Consider the following 16,722-nt stretch of genomic DNA (forward strand, 5'->3'; position numbering starts at 1 on the left):
AACAAAGGATTTGATTCAAATTCGAATGGATTAAAGTTCGATGTCTCCGAACAAGTCAGCCATTGAGAATCCTGTTTGAGTTTCAGGAAGTTCAAAATCACGTTTTTCTTGACGTTTTGGACGACGTGGACGTGGAGCGCGTTTTTCTTCTTTTTGTCCTTCTTCTTGAGCTGGACGTTCTTCAAGAGCTTTGATAGAAAGTGAAACGCGTTCTGCATCAGCGTTAACTTCAAGAACTTTAACAGTAACTTCTTGACCAACTTTAAGAGCTTCTTTTGGATTTTCAATACGTTTGTGTGAAATTTGTGATACGTGAACAAGTCCATCGATACCTGGCAATACTTCAACAAATGCACCGAAGTCAGTCAAACGTTTAACTGTACCTTCTACAACATCACCTTTAGCCAATTTTTGCTCAACGCCATCCCATGGTCCAGGTGTTGTAGCTTTAAGTGAAAGTGATACACGTCCTTCTTCTTCGTTAAGATCAAGGATTTTCACTTCAACTTCTTCACCAACAGTTACAACTGATTTTGGTGAAACGTTACGTTCGTGTGACAATTCAGTCAAGTGAACCAATCCATCAACACCACCAAGGTCGATGAAAGCACCGAAGCTTGTGATACGAGCAACTTTACCAGTTACTACATCACCAACAGCCAATTTACCGAATACTTCAGCACGAGCTGCTGCAGTAGCTGCTTCTACAACTTCACGACGTGAAAGGATGAAGCGGTTTTCTTTAGCGTCAACTTCTTTGATTTTAGCTTCAAATTCTTGACCTACAAAACGCTCAGTGTTACGTACGAAACGAGTATCCAACATTGAAGCTGGGATAAATCCACGTACACCTTCAAATTCAACAGAAAGTCCACCTTTAACAGCGCGAGTTCCTTTAACTGTAACAACTTCTTCTTCGCGTCCTACAAGTTTGTCCCATGCTTTGCGAGCTTCAAGGCGTTTTTTAGATACAAGGTATGTTACTGTATCAGTATCTTTACCAACTACTTGACGAAGTACAAGAACATCCAATACTTCACCTACTTTTACAAAGTCATTGATATCTGCATCGCGATCGTTTGTCAATTCGCGAAGAGTCAAGACACCTTCAACACCAGTTCCTGAGATTGCAACGTTAGCTTGAGTCGCATCGACTGTCAATACTTCAGCACTAACAACATCACCAGGCTCAACTTGGCTAACGCTATTTAGCAAATCTTCAAATTCGTTCATCTAAAAAATCCTCCAACAATCAAGCTTTTCTTCAGCTTGACATACTTATAATTTTTTTCCTAAGCACCCGCAAGGACATGTTCATATCATTCACGTCTTTCAATTATAAAAATAAAATACCCTAAGATATTTTTCTTTTTATCTTGAATTTATTACCTAAGAACTGGGGTAGCTGGATTCGAACCAACGCATGAGGGAGTCAAAGTCCCTTGCCTTACCGCTTGGCTATACCCCAAAAATAAGATGGAGAGAGAGGGATTCGAACCCCCGAACCCGAAGGAGCGGATTTACAGTCCGCCGCGTTTAGCCTCTTCGCTATCTCTCCGACAATTAACAGAGTCTATTATATCATGAAAATTTACAAAAAACAAGCATTATTTTGCTAAATTATAGTTTTCAATCAAAATTTCCACAGCTTTTTCAAGTTTTTTATAAAAACTATCGACATTTCCATTCTTTATGATCGCAAATTGATTGTCTAATTCGGCAATTTCACCGATGATCTTTTTACCAATGGTTAAAGTGTAACCGTCATACTTTTCTTTCCCAACTAAAACAGTTGCATCCGTTAATTGAATTTCAATTTTTTTATCTTTTTTACTCATACTCTACCTCTTTTCACTCTTCCTATTGTACAAGAAATTTAGAAAACTGGCAAGAAAAAACTCTATACCAAACCAAGCTTGATACAGAGTTTTTGTAAAAAATCTAGAATTTTTAATCTAGAGATGACTCATTATTAATGGGTTGTTCCACCTACTAACTTCAAGTCCTTATCTTTATAGTCTACGATAGCTCTAATAGCTGCCTCGATACCTCTGACAATATCTCTTAAGCACATGGATGCAGTATTAGGCTTATTTACCACTTGTTCTGTCATATAGGGAATATGCATAAAGCCTGCCCTCATATGGGGAAATTTCTTATCCGCTAAATAGAGTGCCTGATACATCAAATGGTTACAAACAAAAGTTCCTGCTGTATTGGATACTGCTGCAGGTAGCCCTTCTTCTTTTATGGCTTGTACCATCGCTTTGATAGGGAGTGTGCTAAAGTAGGCAACTTGACCGTCCAGGCGAATAGGTTCATCAATCGGCTGATTTCCTTGGTTATCTGGAATTCTAGCATCATCTTGATTGATAGCAACTCTCTCAGGAGTTAAACTCGCTCTTCCTCCTGCTTGTCCGATGCAAAGCACAACATCTGGTTGATATCGAACTATTTCTGCTTCTAAAACCTCTGCTGATTGATAAAAGACCGTTGGGATTTCTGCCCAATGAAGCTCTGCACCATTGATTTCAGACGGTAATGATTTAACAGCTTCTAGAGCTGGATTGACCTGTTCACCACCAAAAGGATTAAAACCTGTAACTAATATTTTCATTTTATTTCCTTTACTAAAATGCCAAAAAGTACATCAAAAATACATGGAGGACAATCATGACAACAGCTACTCCTACTTGCGCTTTGATAACCCCATTTGGATCTTTCATATCCAGGAGAGCTGCCGGTAAAGCATTAAAGTTAGCCGCCATTGGAGTCAATAAGGTTCCACAGCAACCTGCTGTCATTGCTAGAGCAGCGGCTACAATTGGATCAGCTCCCAAGGCAAATACAAAGGGAACACCAATTCCAGCAGTAATGACAGTAAAGGCCGCAAAGGCATTACCCATTATCATGGAGAATAGAACCATCCCAAGGACATAAGCTACCACACCCATAAAACGACTACCCGAAGGTACTAGACCGCTTATCAAATGAGAAATCAAGTCTCCCACTCCTGCTACGGTAAATATTGCCCCTAAAGCACCTAAAAGTTGAGGCACAATCCCACTGGTTGAAACTTGTTGCACCATGCGATTGTTTTCTGCTAACAAACTTCTAGGAGAACTCTTAGTAATCAATAAAAGAGAGATGGTTGCGAAAAATGCTGCAAGACTGATAGCAATCTTACTAAACTCAGGAACTATTTTTGCTAATACTAAAGCAATCAAAGCCATTAACATGACTGGAATAAAAATTTTATTCTTTAGTCGTTTTGCTTCAATGTTTGCCTTGACTTCATCCAGAGACGGTAAGGTTCCGATACGAACCTGTTTAAAGAGAGTTAGCAGGGCTAATAGCACTACGATAACTCCAATACAGACAGAAGGTAGATAGGAACCACCGATAAAACTGATGCCCAATAAAGCCCAAAACCCAGCCGTTCCAAAGCGAACTGGGTTTGTTTTATCTTTATAGCTACAATAAGCCGTATGAAGGAATTGACAACCAATCACAATATAGGTCAACTCTAATAACTGTCTTGCTAGATTGGTCATTCTTCTTTCCCTTTACTAACCTTATTTGCTAGCAGTTTTCTATCAAACAGGTAATTGTAAATCCCAACTATAAATAGGGCAATTCCTGCAACTATAAGCGAAGCTGAAGCAATTCCTGCATAATTACTTTCGTAACCTAATTGGTCCAGTGTGCCCCCTATCAAGAGGACACCACCTGCACCAACGAAAGTGTTTTGAGCAAAGAAATTTGCAAAATTATCATTTGCTGCTGCACGCGCTTTTAGCGCTTCGCTCTCCTGCTCCGTTAATTTTCTACCTAATTGAGACTCTGCTGCTGCTTGTCCCATGGGTTGAACCAAAGGCCTTACAAACTGCGGATGTCCTCCAAGACGAATGGCAAAGAAACCATCGAGCTCTCGAATCAAGAAGTAAATTGTATAAAAACTTCCTACGGTCAATCCTTTAATCTTTTGAATCAAGTCAATTGAACGTTGCTTGAGGCCAAAAGTTTCAGATAAACCAACCAAGGGCAAGGTTACCATAAAAATCGTAAGAACTCGTTGATTGCTAAATTCTTTTCCTAAAATTTCCAAGAACTCAACAAGAGAAACTCCAGAAACTAGAGCTGTAACTAAACTAGCTAAGACTACCGTTGCGATGGTATCTAATTTATAGATAAAACCAGCAACAATGATAGCTATCCCTATTAGTTTAAGCCATTCCATTTAATCTTCCTTTATTCCAAAAACACTAGTCTGTTCTATTTGACATGATTTTCTAGTTCTTTTTGGTATTTACTGTTTGATTCTAATTTTTCTTTTTGCCATTTTTCAAGAGCAGCTTCATATTCTTTAGTAGTCACAATCTCTTTTTGCAATCTCATGCCTTTAAAGATATATGGATCGCCTTTGATACCAACTTGTGAGTATGGTTTTGAGAAAGGAACGACGTTGCTAACAACTGGTGAACCACCTGATGAAGCCGTTGGCATCAAGAGAGAACTATCTGTTAGCCATGCTTGAGCTTTGGCATATTTTTCATATCTCTTGTCCAAGTCATTTGTCTCAGAAGCTGCATCATCCAAGAGTTTCTTATACTGATCCAAACCAAGTTGAGCTACGACTTCCTTGTCTTTTCCTTTAGTAATACCAAGGTGTTTCATAGCAGAACCAGTTTTTGGATCCATGATATTCAAATAAGATGCTGGGTCCTGATAACTTGGAGACCATCCAGTGCTGTTCAAGTCGTAGTCTTTTTGAGCGGGAACACGTGCTTGAGATGTAATGCTTTCTTTTTCGTTATCTGTCATCTGAAGGACATCAATGACAACATTTTCAGCACCAAGTGTTGATTCGATTGATTGCTTGAAGGAATTGCTTTGTTGAACGGCAATTGTATCTGTTTGTTCAACTGGAACATCCAAGTGAATTGGGAAGGTTACACCTTTTGATTCCAACTCTTTCTTAGCTTTTTCGAATGATGCTTTGGCTTTGTCTGGATTGTAGATTGTATCTTTTCCATCAACAAGCTCAACACCTTTCCATTGGTCTCCATAGTTAATCAATTCTGCTTGAGCAATATCACCAAAGTTTTTGCCGCCAGATTGTACAAAATTGTCTGGCACTAGGCTGTTACGAATAATCTTATCAGCACCTTCTTCACCATTTAGTTGTGCAGCATAAGAATGACGGTTGAAGGCAAAGTTGATAGCCTGACGGAAGTCCTTGTTCAACATAGCTTCTTTTGTAGAAGACTTCTGCTCATCACTTGTTTTAGCAGTTTTATTGTAAGACTGACGATTTACGTTGAAGGTAAAGTAGTAACTATTTGAATCTTGTGGACTGTAGGTGATTTTATCCCCGTATTGTTCTAAAGTTGAAGCAAAGTTTGAACTACTTGGGAAAAGTCGAGCAGTTGTGTAGGCGCCTGACGAGAAACTACGAATCAAGGATTCTTGGTCTGACCCATCATAGTAGGTCAGTTTAACCTTCTCGATTTTCACCTTTTCTTTATCCCAGTAATTTGGATTCTTTTCATATTCGATTAAGGATTTAGAAGTTAAAGTTTTCAAGATATATGGACCGTTATACAGGATACCAGATGGGCTAACTGCTCCGTAATTCTTACCAGAAGCTTTGAGGAACTCTTCATTTACAGGCAACATAGTTGCTGAAGTTACTTTTGAATTCCAGAAACTTTCTGGTGCATTTAGAGTGTACTCAACAGTATAATCATCCACTGCCTTAACACCAACTGTAGAGAAGTCATTAGTCTCACCAGTCATATATTCATTCAAGCCCTTGATTGAGTTTTGAATAAGAGTGACACCGTCTGATTTGCCATCTGCTACGTGTTTCAATCCAGTAACAAAGTCATGCGCAGTTACTTCAGCGTATTCTTCACCCTCTGAGGTATACCATTTAACTCCTTTACGAAGTTTATAAGTATAAGTCAATCCATCTTTTGAGACAGTCCAATCCTCAGCTAAGGAAGGAATCAAATTCCCATATTCATCGTTTTCCAACAAACCATCAACTACGTTCCCGACGATATCAGTAGTTGATGTACGAGTGGCAATACTGTAGTCTAAGGATGATGGATCCACTCCATAGACATAAGAGAAAGTTGTAGGTGCGTCCGCTTCTTTATCTGCTTTTCCACAAGCTACAAGAAGAACCGTTGTACTCAGGACAAGTCCTGCTGTTAACATCCACTTTTTCGTTTTCATAAAGATCTCCTTTAATAATTTTTAATCTACTTTTACAATCCAACCTTCTGGTGCTTCAATGTCACCAAATTGGATACCTGTCAATTCATCGTATAGTTTACGAGTCACTGGACCAACCTCTGTTTCACTGTAGAAAACATGGAAGTCATCACCGTGTTGGATTCCCCCAATAGGTGAAATTACGGCTGCAGTACCACAGGCACCTGCTTCTACAAATCGATCCAGACTATCAATTGGTACATCCCCTTCAACAGGCTTCAAGCCCAATCGATGCTCTGCCAAGTAAAGTAATGAGTACTTGGTAATAGATGGCAAGATTGATGGACTCAATGGCGTTACGAACTCATTATCAGCTGTAATCCCAAAGAAGTTTGCTGAACCGACTTCTTCAATCTTGGTGTGAGTTGACGGGTCTAGGTAGATAACATCTGAGAAATGACGGGATTTAGCCATTTTTCCTGGTAAAAGACTGGCTGCATAGTTCCCACCGACCTTGGCAGCTCCTGTTCCATTGGGTGCAGCACGGTCATACTCATCTTGAATCAAGAAGTTTGTTGGAACCAATCCACCCTTAAAGTAATTTCCAACTGGCATGGCAAAAATCGTAAAAATATACTCCTCAGCTGGTTTTACCCCAATGATATCTCCAACACCAATCAAAAGTGGACGGAGGTAGAGGGTTCCACCAGTTCCATAAGGTGGTACGTATTCTTGATTGGCGCGGACGACTGCCTTACAAGCCTCTACAAACATATCTGTTGGAACTTGGGGCATCAAGAGACGGTCGCAAGTACGTTGGAGTCGTTTAGCATTTTCATCTGGGCGAAAGAGTTGTACGCTACCATCCTTTGTACGATAGGCTTTTAATCCTTCAAAGGCTTGTTGTCCATAGTGAAGACTTGGTGATGATTCAGAAAGATGGAGAGTAGAATCCTCAGTCAATTCTCCTTGGTTCCATTGACCATTTGAGTAATGAGCAATATAACGATAAGGTAATTTCATATAGGCAAAACCAAGGTTTTCCCAATCAATAGCAACTGGCATATTCTTCTCCTCTTATTCTAATCAAAGCTATGTGTTCTATTCTACACTATTCTCTAAAAAATTCAAGTATTTTTTGTAATTTTCTGAAAATTTTACCAAAAAAAGAAACCAGTCACTGGGACTGATCCTTTTCTTAGCTTTCCTTATCATCTTTAAAAACGTCTTTGAGGTAGGCATCAAAAACTTCTTCGTCAGAAATAGTATCAGAGATAAAGCTTCCATTGCTTGTACGTTCTGATAGGTTCAAATCTTGTAGGATTGATTCGTAAATCGTTCCATTATTTGATTGAATCACAAGCGTTTGTTCTCCATCTTCTACTTCTGTACTAAAGAGATCTCCAACAAATCCTTGTTCTGAGACCGCTCCAGCCAAGAATACGCGATGGGGTTTACTCTTTAATTCTCTCAAGACTTGAAGGCCACGATTGGCACGACTGGTTGCTGGAATTTCCTCTGTTGAAACACGTTTCAAGCTTCCACGTTGCGTTAAAAGATAGAAAGAAGATGTATTGCAGATAAAGGCTGCTTGTATCACATCATCTGCTTTGAGATTCATGGCTTTGACCCCTGCAGCTTTGGCACCGATAACTGGCACTTCTTTGATGTTAAAGCGGAGGGCATAACCGTTTCGACTGATCAACAGAACATCATCCAATTTAATCGGAGCTACTGCTACAATCTGGTCAGTATCGTCTTTCAACTTAGCGTACTTGACAGATTTAGAACGATAGGTTCTCCATGGAGAGAATTCTTTGCGTTCTACCCGTTTGATTTGTCCAAGTCGTGTTGCTGCAAAATAAGTTGTCGCATCATCAAATTGATCCACAACTTCTACATAGAGCACTTCTTCATTGGTTTCAAAGTTTGTAATAGACTGGCTCAAATGCTCTCCGATATCCTTCCAACGAATATCTGCCAACTCATGGACTGGTCGATAAATGACATTCCCAAGCGTTGTAAAGATTAAAAGGTGTTGAGTAGTTTTGACAGATTGAACGAATAGCAATCGGTCGTCATCCCGTTTACCAATCTCTTCTAAGGTTGAAGCTGCAAAGGAACGAGGGCTAGTACGTTTGATATAACCTGCCTTCGTCACGCTAACGTAAGTATCTTCTTCAGCGATCAGACTAGCTGTATCAATCTCGATGACTTTTGCTGTATCTTCTAAAGTACTCAAACGTGGAGTCGCAAATTTCTTCTTGACCTCACGAAGCTCTTTTTTCATGAGATTGTACATAGTTCGTTCGTCACCGATGATAGCCGCAAGCATAGCAATCTTCTCACGAAGTTCTGCTTCTTCTTCTTGCAAGACAACCACGTCTGTATTAGTTAAACGATAAAGTTGCAAGGTAACGATAGCTTCAGCCTGTTCTTCTGTAAATTCATAGCTGACCTTGAGGTTTTCCTTTGCATCAGCCTTATTCTCAGAAGCACGGATAAGGGCAATGACTTCATCCAAAATCGAGATAACGCGAATCAAACCTTCCACGATATGGAGACGTTTTTCAGCCTTTTCCTTGTCAAAGCGAGAACGAGCCAAGATGACTTCACGACGGTGGGCGATATAGCTAGACAAAATCGGTACAATTCCAACCTGGCGAGGCGTAAAATTGTCAATCGCCACCATGTTGAAGTTGTAGTTGATTTGCAAGTCAGTGTATTTGAAAAGGTAGTTGAGAACAAGTTCCGTGTTCGCATCTTTTTTGAGTTCTATAGCGATGCGAAGACCATCACGGTCAGATTCATCACGAACCTCAGCGATACCTGCCACCTTGTTATTGACACGGACTTCATCGATTTTCTTGACCAAGTTAGCCTTATTGATTTCATAAGGAATCTCAGTGATAACGATTTGTTCCTTGCCACCTTTTAGCTTTTCAATTTCAGTCTTAGAACGAACAACCACGCGCCCTTTCCCAGTTTCATAAGCCTTCTTGATTTCATCACGACCTTGGATGATGGCTCCTGTAGGAAAGTCTGGCCCAGGCAAGAATTCCATGAGTTTATCAACTTTTGCCGTTGGATGGTCAATCATATAAACAGCAGCATCAATAACCTCAGCCAAATTATGCGGTGGAATGTCTGTGGCGTATCCAGCCGAAATACCAGTCGAACCATTGACTAAAAGATTTGGGAAAGCTGCGGGTAAAACAGTTGGTTCTTTTTCGGTATCGTCAAAATTCCAAGCAAAAGGAACTGTCTTTTTCTCGATATCCTGAAGAAGATAACCAGCAATTTCTGAAAGACGCGCCTCAGTATAACGCATGGCCGCAGGCGGATCTCCGTCCATAGAACCATTATTACCGTGCATTTCGACCAAAATCTCACGATTTTTCCAATCTTGTGACATACGAACCATGGCATCATAGATAGAAGAATCTCCGTGTGGATGGAAATTCCCCATGATATTTCCGACAGACTTGGCCGACTTGCGGTAGCTCTTGTCAAATGTATTGCCATCTTTATTCATAGAATAAAGAATACGGCGCTGAACCGGCTTCAAGCCATCACGAATATCCGGCAAAGCCCGGTCTTGAATAATGTACTTGGAGTAGCGACCAAAGCGCTCTCCCATAATGTCCTCAAGGGACATGTTTTGAATGTTAGACATGGTTATAAACCTTCTTAATTTAATAATTAGAATTATTTATTAAAATATAAATATACAGTAAATTTTTTTATTTCTAGCTAAAGTTCTTTCCAGTTCTATTGTATTATTGCATTTTCATCTAGTACTTTTTCCACCCTTAGAAAGAAACTTCTCAAATAGACTATAAAGAATATAATCAAAAAAATTATATTAAGACAATTAAGTTTTTCACTAACAAAAAGATAATAAACAATGAAAATGGAAAAAATTAAATATATTACAAAACAAATGACCGAGGGCCATTTTCTCTGGACTGGTACTAGCTTATATTGATATTTTTTAGAAAAATCACTTTTTTCATAAGTTATTCCCTCTGAGTACACATTCATTTGTGAATTAGAAAATGATATAAATAAAAGATAAATGATTACTGATAAAATTTTAATAAAAAGAATATTTACCATGTTAGTCTTTGGTTCTAAAGATAATAACCAAAGACTGCTTATCAGAAATATAGTTGGTAGTATAAAACCTAATAACCAGTCAAATACACTAGATAAACAAGTAAATACAACCTCAATTTTTTTAAATATGAAAGCAAAATTATCAAAAACTGTTTCACCCACGGCTGCTTCCAACCGCTTATCAAAATTAGATTTTGAAAAATTTATTTTAGTATATACATACTCCTCAGTGTTTTCTTCCCTATGTTTTAACGCATCTTCAGTAGTAGAAATTTCCGTATTTTCTTTATATTCCCAAATTGATTCTAATCTTTTCAATAATGGGAATCTTTGTCCCTCTTTATTCAAATTATCAAAATTACTAATAACATACATTGAGCGGATTAAAAGAATGAATAGCAATAAAATCAAAATAATATTAAACATATAATTATATTCACTCATGCTACTAACTAACCCTTGAAATGAATCTTGAATTTGTTCCCAAGTAGGATTTGGTAATATTTTAGACATGAGTGTATTTGTGCTAAGAAAAGTTAACAAACCTATAATTATATCTTTAATTGAAAAAGATAATTGGTTGCCTTTGCTCTCCACAAATTTAATATAATTCTCAAATTCTTTCTTTGTAATACCATAATCTAATAACTTGGAACGTAATTCAAATAATATTCTATCTATTTCAAATGCCGTAGTATACTTTCTGTTTAATATTGTGCCGTTCATTCTATGCCATTTCTTGTATTCTTTCTCAATTATAACAAAGAAGGGCGAATCATTAAATCTTTTATTTTTACGTCTTTTAAACTCACTAAAAATTAAAAAAATAATCAAAAATGACAATATTGTCAGTATTTCAGACATTGCAGTACTCCTTATCTGATTAACTATATCTATTTTTCTCCACCTTGCCAGTCTCATTGTTATCCTCAGCATACTGAATCATCTTCTCAGCCATTTCTTTTTCATACTTAAATCCCATCTTTTGGGCAAGGATTTGAGCTTCTTGGTGGAAAATTTGCATCGTAGCCAATAAAGAATGAGTGGTTTTGTCTAAACTTGAGAAATCAAGTAGATTTGAGAATTCCTTCTCCTTCTCAGCAGGCAAGTAGTTAAAGAGGTATTTGTAGTTCTTACCGATGTCGACTGTTCCTTTATCACTTGCTACCTGCCAGGCCAATACTTTTAGCAGTTCTTGCTGACAAATACCGTAGAGATGGTCAGTCGAATAGATAAGTTGCTTACGACAAATTCCTTTGACCACGTAGGTTGACACCCACCAAAATTCATTACAAGATTTTTCAAAATCCGTCTCAGTAGCTGGGGTTATCCAGTAACGCTCTGGACTTGGGGAATAGGTCTCAAACAAGCCCTTAGTGTCCTCTAGCACCGTGAAATCCGCTTCGCTTTCTACCCACTCTTGAATGTGGTCTTTGGGGCAGAGGGTTAAATCAATCCGATTGCCATCTTCAAATAGCATGAGATAGAGACGACGGTTGCCTAGGATATTATGTTGCTCAATGATACGTGTGCCAAACTGGTCCAACCAAGAAAGGTCGGCTATCAGACCATCCAAATCCCCCACGATATAGACTACATCATAGTCTTGGAACTCGTCCTTGGGAGCCTTTGGGTTTGTCCGCGAGCCGGACATGGCGACTGCATCGACCTGTAGCACTTTTGCGGTTTGCAAAATCACATCAAACATCTCGGTTTCAGTTCTCATGGGAATACCTGCCTTTTTAGTGGAAACTATTGATTCTGTAGAGGACATGTCTATAAAGCGGACTGTCTGCTGGAACTTTTTCATTATCAAATTCTTTGACAAATTCCATGCTCAGTTTTTGCATGACTTTTTGCGAAAGTTGATTGAGTAAGGATGTAAAAGAGTAAACTTCTGACAAGCTAGCTTGCTGAAAAGCAAAGTCTAGACAGGCTGGGGCAGCCTCCGTCGCATAACCATCTTGGCAAGTTCAAGCGTATCTGTCAGACCCAGTTTGTTGTCAAGCATCATTGGCTGTCTCCTTTCATTCAGATTTTCTAAATCCTGTACCAACAGGCTTAAAACTTATTGCCCGATAAAATCCATCTGCTTCAGATATTAATTCAATCCTTGTCAAAGGATATTTTTTGTGGATCTCCTCAATCAGCTGCTGTCCCATTCCTTTTCTGCGGTGGGATTTATCAATAATTATTTCAGCTAAAAAGGTCGTCAGCACTTCATCCGTCAGATAACGGGCAAAGCCAAGGATTTTCTGGTCCTCTTCAAGCACCAAGTAATGAGACAGATTTGTTGAGAATAGAGCTGTCACTTTTTCCTCTGTAAAAGAAAGCCATTTTTCACTTTGATAAAGGCTATAAATAGCTTGACAATCTTTTCTGCTTGCAGGTCTGATAATCATCTTCTATTCCTCCAAATCTGTCAGACTTAATTAACACTCCCCACTGCTTCCGTTACCTTCATAGCAGGTTTGCGTTTTTTATAGCAACTACGGATAGCGTTGAGATGGTCACGGAGATTGGCATACTGCTTTTTATCTGGATAAGCATAAGCGTTGATTGCAGTATAATCCACAAGGAAGTCATAGATTTCTTGCAGTTTCGCTCGAACTTCCTTGTTTTGACTAGATGCCTTGCCCTTTTGCTCAGCCAAGCGCTCCTTATAGGCTTTCTCAAACTGAGCCTGCGCCTTTGTCAAGGTTTCTACATGAGTTGTCAAATGCAGGGTTGCAAGGGCAGTTTGGTAGTCAGTATCTTTTAGCTCCTTGAGCAAATGGTTAATAGCTTCTGTCTCTTTCTCGTAGCTCATACTCGTTAGCCCAGCATAATTTTTGAAAAATTTGTTGAGTTTGTCGTAAGCTTCCTTGCTACTTGCCTCTTTCACACGAGAGAAGGCCTTGACCAGACCAGTCAAGGTAGAAAGCGCATAATCGCGCTCACGATCAGACGCTTCCAGACTAGCTACCGTTTGACTGGCCTTAGAACGGTGCAAACCAGCTTGCAAGGTCTCAAGAAGTTTTTCCATATCCCCAAGCTTCGTTGCATAAACCTGCTCAGATTTATTGGCTGTTGTAAAAGTCCCTAACTCATCCTTGCTCTCAGATAGAAGTTGGAAAAATTCGTTGTTTTCTAAAGCTTTTGTATCTAAACTGCTAATTCCATAAATTTTTTTATCTGGATAATCTCCTAATTTTTTTATTTTAATGTACTTTTTACTTCATCCGATTCTCAGAAAAAGTTTTTTGCTCCTGCAAGAGCTCCTCCAAAAACAAAAGTTCGTCTTTTACTCAAAATACACTCGTCCGATTTTCGGACAAATATAATTTACTCCAAAGCGCTCTGTCAGAAAAACTGGCGGACTCATTTTTCTTTTAGCGACTTTGCCAGAGTTTCTGACCTATGGAGTTTTATTGAGGAAGCAGCTAATATTTTTGAATAAAACGCTTTGTATAAAAGATAATTTTCATAAGAGTCTAAAATTTTTAATAATTTTAACTCGTGTTTTAAAATTTCTATTAAAAAATTCTCCGTACTCAGCAACTTCTCTTTATATTTCTCACCACCGTAATAATAACATTCTACTAGCCTATTGTAATCAATACTATCTTCATTTTTAAGAAGCTGCTCTTGGAAAATTTGTCGGGCTATTGTTTCTTTTTTAAATTCTTTATATTTGAACCAAACTTGTACAAAATACATTGCCCCAGTAGTTAGAATTACTCCCCAACTAATAACAAGCTCACCAATACTAGTTGGATTTAAGATTTGAGGTCCATAGATCAATGTAAAAACTGAACTAATTGTAAGTAAGAAAAAGAAAATCCTTTCTAGAGAATCAATCAGATAATTTGGAAAATGTTTAAATACTATACAAACCTGTAAAACTGTGAAAAACGTACTTAATGCAAATACAGTTAAATTCAGTTTACAATTAGAGTATATATCCTTTCTATCATTAAAATATGGAATAAGCCATAATAGACTAAAAATCAACCAAAACTCAATAGGGATTGCTATAAAAATAAACTTCTTCAATTTAGTTACTAATTTTATATTCCAATTTTGAATGAAATAATATACAACCCCTAAAATAAGGAGTAATCCTAATACTGCTACAATATGTTTTAATAATTCTAAGTTAATGAGGTAACTGAGGAAAATAAAGATAAAAAGTAATAATACTCCTATCAATTTTGAAGTTTGTGCATCGTCCAACATAAGCTTTTTTCGTTGTTCAAAATCTTCTTCAAATGATAAAATTTTTAAATATTTATATTTATCTATATCATTTTTTAATTTCTCTTTGTCTTTTTTGGATAAAACTACCATATTGTCATTCCTCTAAAACACCATCTCCCCACTCTCCTCAAGCGTAAACTTGACATTGTCTTCAATCCACTTACGGCGTGGTTCAACCTTATCACCCATGAGGACATTGACGCGACGTTCTGCGCGTGCTAGGTCTTCAATCGTAACACGGATGAGGGTACGCGTTTCTGGGTTCATAGTTGTTTCCCAGAGTTGGTCCGCATTCATTTCACCAAGACCTTTATAACGTTGAAGGGTAGCCCCTTTACCGAACTGCTTACGTAGTTCCTCTAGCTCGCCATCCGTCCAAGCATAGGCCACTTCTTCTTTCTTGCCTTTACCTTTAGACATCTTGTAAAGTGGAGGAAGGGCGATATAGACATGTCCAGCTTCGACTAGTGGACGCATATAACGATAAAAGAAGGTTAAGAGAAGAGTTTGAATGTGGGCACCGTCGGTATCCGCATCGGTCATGATAATGATCTTGTCATAGTTAGCATCTTCAAGAGAAAAGTCTGCTCCAACACCTGCACCGATGGTATAAATCATGGTATTGATTTCTTCATTTTTGAGGATATCTGCCATCTTGGCCTTGGCTGTATTGATAACCTTACCACGAAGAGGTAAGATAGCCTGGAACTTGCGGTCACGACCTTGTTTGGCCGAACCGCCGGCAGAATCTCCTTCGACCAAATAGAGCTCGTTCTTTGTTGGATTTTTAGACTGGGCTGGGGTTAATTTCCCAGAAAGTAATCCCTTGTCTTTCTTATTTTTCTTACCATTTCGGCTCTCATCACGCGCTTTTCGTGCTGCTTCACGGGCATCACGCGCCTTGATTGCCTTGCGAATCAGATTAGAAGCTAGTTCTCCATTTTCCATAAGGAAGAAAGTTAATTTATCAGCTACAATCCCATCTACAACGGGACGAGCTAGTGGACTTCCTAGTTTATCCTTGGTCTGTCCCTCAAACTGCAAATGTTCTTCAGGGACTAGAATAGAGAGGACAGCCGCTAGCCCCTCACGATAGTCTGACCCTTCAAGGTTTTTATCTTTTTCCTTGAGAAGCCCCGTCTTACGCGCGTAATCATTCATGACCTTGGTAATAGCGGACTTGAGTCCTGTCTCGTGCGTTCCACCGTCCTTGGTGCGAACGTTATTGACAAAGGATAGAATGTTATCTGAAAATCCATCGTTGTACTGGAGGGCTACTTCTACTTGGAAACCATTGTCTTCCCCTTCAAAGTAAAGCACTGGTGTCAAGGTTTCCTTGTCTTCGTTGAGATAGGAAACAAAGTCCTGCACCCCATTCTCATAGTGGAATTCGATAGATTCATCTGTTCGTTTGTCTGTTAATGACAAGGTTACATTTTTTAAGAGAAAGGCTGACTCATTGAGACGCTCTGAAATGGTATTGTACTTGAAGTCTGTCGTAGAAAAAATACTAGCATCAGGCATGAAGGTCACTTTTGTACCTGTCTTAGATTTTGGTGCTGTTCCTACCTTTTCAAGAGTTGTTACTGGTTTCCCACCATTTTCAAAGCGTTGCTTGTAAACTGTACCATCACGAGTAATTTCTACTTCAAGCCAACTAGAAAGGGCATTAACGACCGAAGAACCCACTCCGTGGAGACCACCAGATGTCTTATAGCCACCTTGACCGAATTTTCCTCCAGCGTGAAGGATGGTAAAGATAACCTCAACCGTTGGAATTCCCATGGCGTGCATCCCTGTTGGCATCCCACGTCCGTGGTCTTGAACCGTTAAACTTCCATCTTTATTAATAGTCACATCAATACGATCACCAAATCCAGACAGAGCTTCATCGACTGCATTGTCCACGATTTCCCAGACTAGGTGATGGAGTCCAGCACCGTCAGTCGATCCGATATACATCCCTGGACGTTTACGGACCGCATCCAACCCTTCTAGCACCTGAATGGCGTCATCATTATAATTGTTAATATTGATTTCCTTTTTTGACACAAGGAACCTCCTATTTGTTCATCTTTTCTATTTTACAGGTTTTCTAGGGATTTTGCAAAATTTTTCTAATTGAGCAGGTTTGCACTCAAT

The 16,722-nt window shown here is 38.9% G+C and carries 14 protein-coding genes, 2 tRNA genes and 1 pseudogene; all 17 read right to left on the bottom strand.

The features are described from left to right. Window positions 1-30: 30 nt before the first annotated feature. Window positions 31-1,233: a 30S ribosomal protein S1 gene (rpsA, locus tag QM874_RS02105; RefSeq protein ID WP_075229096.1), complete on the bottom strand. Its 1,203-nt coding sequence runs from the start codon at window positions 1,231-1,233 to the stop codon at window positions 31-33. 163 nt (window positions 1,234-1,396) lie between these two features. Next, window positions 1,397-1,468, bottom strand: a tRNA-Gln gene (locus QM874_RS02110). 9 nt (window positions 1,469-1,477) lie between these two features. Then, window positions 1,478-1,558: transfer RNA gene (locus tag QM874_RS02115), tRNA-Tyr, on the bottom strand. 49 nt (window positions 1,559-1,607) lie between these two features. Continuing rightward, window positions 1,608-1,838 (bottom strand): DUF2969 domain-containing protein, encoded by a 231-nt coding sequence (locus QM874_RS02120; RefSeq protein WP_075229097.1) that lies wholly within the window; start codon window positions 1,836-1,838, stop codon window positions 1,608-1,610. Window positions 1,839-1,972: 134 nt separating this feature from the next. Beyond that, on the bottom strand, window positions 1,973-2,617 hold the full coding sequence (pcp, locus tag QM874_RS02125) for a pyroglutamyl-peptidase I (protein ID WP_414316018.1): 645 nt from the start codon (window positions 2,615-2,617) through the stop codon (window positions 1,973-1,975). Window positions 2,618-2,630: 13 nt separating this feature from the next. Continuing rightward, a complete protein-coding gene (locus QM874_RS02130) occupies window positions 2,631-3,554 on the bottom strand; it encodes a DUF979 domain-containing protein (protein ID WP_414316019.1) in 924 nt (307 codons plus the stop codon). After that, the gene (locus tag QM874_RS02135; protein ID WP_414316020.1) at window positions 3,551-4,240 is read right to left on the bottom strand and encodes a DUF969 domain-containing protein; all 690 of its coding nucleotides are present in this window, start codon (window positions 4,238-4,240) and stop codon (window positions 3,551-3,553) included. Before QM874_RS02135 ends, QM874_RS02130 begins: the two co-directional genes overlap by 4 nt. A 35-nt stretch (window positions 4,241-4,275) precedes the next feature. Next, window positions 4,276-6,243: a peptide ABC transporter substrate-binding protein gene (locus tag QM874_RS02140; RefSeq protein WP_414316021.1), complete on the bottom strand. Its 1,968-nt coding sequence runs from the start codon at window positions 6,241-6,243 to the stop codon at window positions 4,276-4,278. 21 nt (window positions 6,244-6,264) lie between these two features. Then, window positions 6,265-7,287 carry a branched-chain amino acid aminotransferase gene (locus QM874_RS02145; RefSeq protein ID WP_414316022.1) on the bottom strand — a complete coding sequence of 341 codons (1,023 nt, stop codon included), beginning with the start codon at window positions 7,285-7,287 and terminating at the stop codon, window positions 6,265-6,267. 133 nt (window positions 7,288-7,420) lie between these two features. After that, window positions 7,421-9,898 (bottom strand): DNA topoisomerase IV subunit A, encoded by a 2,478-nt coding sequence (parC, locus tag QM874_RS02150; protein ID WP_414316023.1) that lies wholly within the window; start codon window positions 9,896-9,898, stop codon window positions 7,421-7,423. Between the two features lie 95 nt (window positions 9,899-9,993). Then, window positions 9,994-11,205: a hypothetical protein gene (locus QM874_RS02155; protein ID WP_414316024.1), complete on the bottom strand. Its 1,212-nt coding sequence runs from the start codon at window positions 11,203-11,205 to the stop codon at window positions 9,994-9,996. Window positions 11,206-11,224: 19 nt separating this feature from the next. After that, complete coding sequence (locus tag QM874_RS02160) at window positions 11,225-12,067, bottom strand: aminoglycoside 6-adenylyltransferase (protein ID WP_414316025.1); 843 nt, start codon at window positions 12,065-12,067, stop codon at window positions 11,225-11,227. Between the two features lie 16 nt (window positions 12,068-12,083). Continuing rightward, window positions 12,084-12,302, bottom strand: a pseudogene (locus tag QM874_RS02165) (GNAT family N-acetyltransferase); the annotation flags it as partial. A 66-nt stretch (window positions 12,303-12,368) separates the two neighbouring features. Next, a complete protein-coding gene (locus QM874_RS02170; RefSeq protein WP_414316026.1) occupies window positions 12,369-12,743 on the bottom strand; it encodes a GNAT family N-acetyltransferase in 375 nt (124 codons plus the stop codon). 26 nt (window positions 12,744-12,769) lie between these two features. Continuing rightward, window positions 12,770-13,540 carry a DUF6261 family protein gene (locus tag QM874_RS02175; RefSeq protein ID WP_414316200.1) on the bottom strand — a complete coding sequence of 257 codons (771 nt, stop codon included), beginning with the start codon at window positions 13,538-13,540 and terminating at the stop codon, window positions 12,770-12,772. A 161-nt stretch (window positions 13,541-13,701) separates the two neighbouring features. Further along, window positions 13,702-14,670 carry a hypothetical protein gene (locus tag QM874_RS02180; RefSeq protein ID WP_414316027.1) on the bottom strand — a complete coding sequence of 323 codons (969 nt, stop codon included), beginning with the start codon at window positions 14,668-14,670 and terminating at the stop codon, window positions 13,702-13,704. Between the two features lie 12 nt (window positions 14,671-14,682). Then, complete coding sequence (parE, locus tag QM874_RS02185; protein WP_414316028.1) at window positions 14,683-16,632, bottom strand: DNA topoisomerase IV subunit B; 1,950 nt, start codon at window positions 16,630-16,632, stop codon at window positions 14,683-14,685. Between the last annotated feature and the right edge of the window lie 90 nt (window positions 16,633-16,722).

Source organism: Streptococcus infantis, assembly GCF_047463615.1.
In the GTDB taxonomy this organism is placed as follows: domain Bacteria; phylum Bacillota; class Bacilli; order Lactobacillales; family Streptococcaceae; genus Streptococcus; species Streptococcus infantis_X.

What these genes read in the sequence shown, in the direction of transcription:
- QM874_RS02170 (WP_414316026.1), bottom strand. Translation starts at nt 12,743, where the DNA reads ATGATTATCAGACCTGCAAGCAGAAAAGATTGTCAAGCTATTTATAGC.
- QM874_RS02130 (WP_414316019.1), bottom strand. Translation starts at nt 3,554, where the DNA reads ATGACCAATCTAGCAAGACAGTTATTAGAGTTGACCTATATTGTGATT.
- parC (WP_414316023.1), bottom strand. Translation starts at nt 9,898, where the DNA reads ATGTCTAACATTCAAAACATGTCCCTTGAGGACATTATGGGAGAGCGC.
- QM874_RS02180 (WP_414316027.1), bottom strand. Translation starts at nt 14,670, where the DNA reads ATGGTAGTTTTATCCAAAAAAGACAAAGAGAAATTAAAAAATGATATA.
- QM874_RS02120 (WP_075229097.1), bottom strand. Translation starts at nt 1,838, where the DNA reads ATGAGTAAAAAAGATAAAAAAATTGAAATTCAATTAACGGATGCAACT.
- QM874_RS02160 (WP_414316025.1), bottom strand. Translation starts at nt 12,067, where the DNA reads ATGAGAACTGAAACCGAGATGTTTGATGTGATTTTGCAAACCGCAAAA.
- pcp (WP_414316018.1), bottom strand. Translation starts at nt 2,617, where the DNA reads ATGAAAATATTAGTTACAGGTTTTAATCCTTTTGGTGGTGAACAGGTC.
- QM874_RS02145 (WP_414316022.1), bottom strand. Translation starts at nt 7,287, where the DNA reads ATGCCAGTTGCTATTGATTGGGAAAACCTTGGTTTTGCCTATATGAAA.
- QM874_RS02140 (WP_414316021.1), bottom strand. Translation starts at nt 6,243, where the DNA reads ATGAAAACGAAAAAGTGGATGTTAACAGCAGGACTTGTCCTGAGTACA.
- rpsA (WP_075229096.1), bottom strand. Translation starts at nt 1,233, where the DNA reads ATGAACGAATTTGAAGATTTGCTAAATAGCGTTAGCCAAGTTGAGCCT.
- QM874_RS02135 (WP_414316020.1), bottom strand. Translation starts at nt 4,240, where the DNA reads ATGGAATGGCTTAAACTAATAGGGATAGCTATCATTGTTGCTGGTTTT.
- QM874_RS02155 (WP_414316024.1), bottom strand. Translation starts at nt 11,205, where the DNA reads ATGTCTGAAATACTGACAATATTGTCATTTTTGATTATTTTTTTAATT.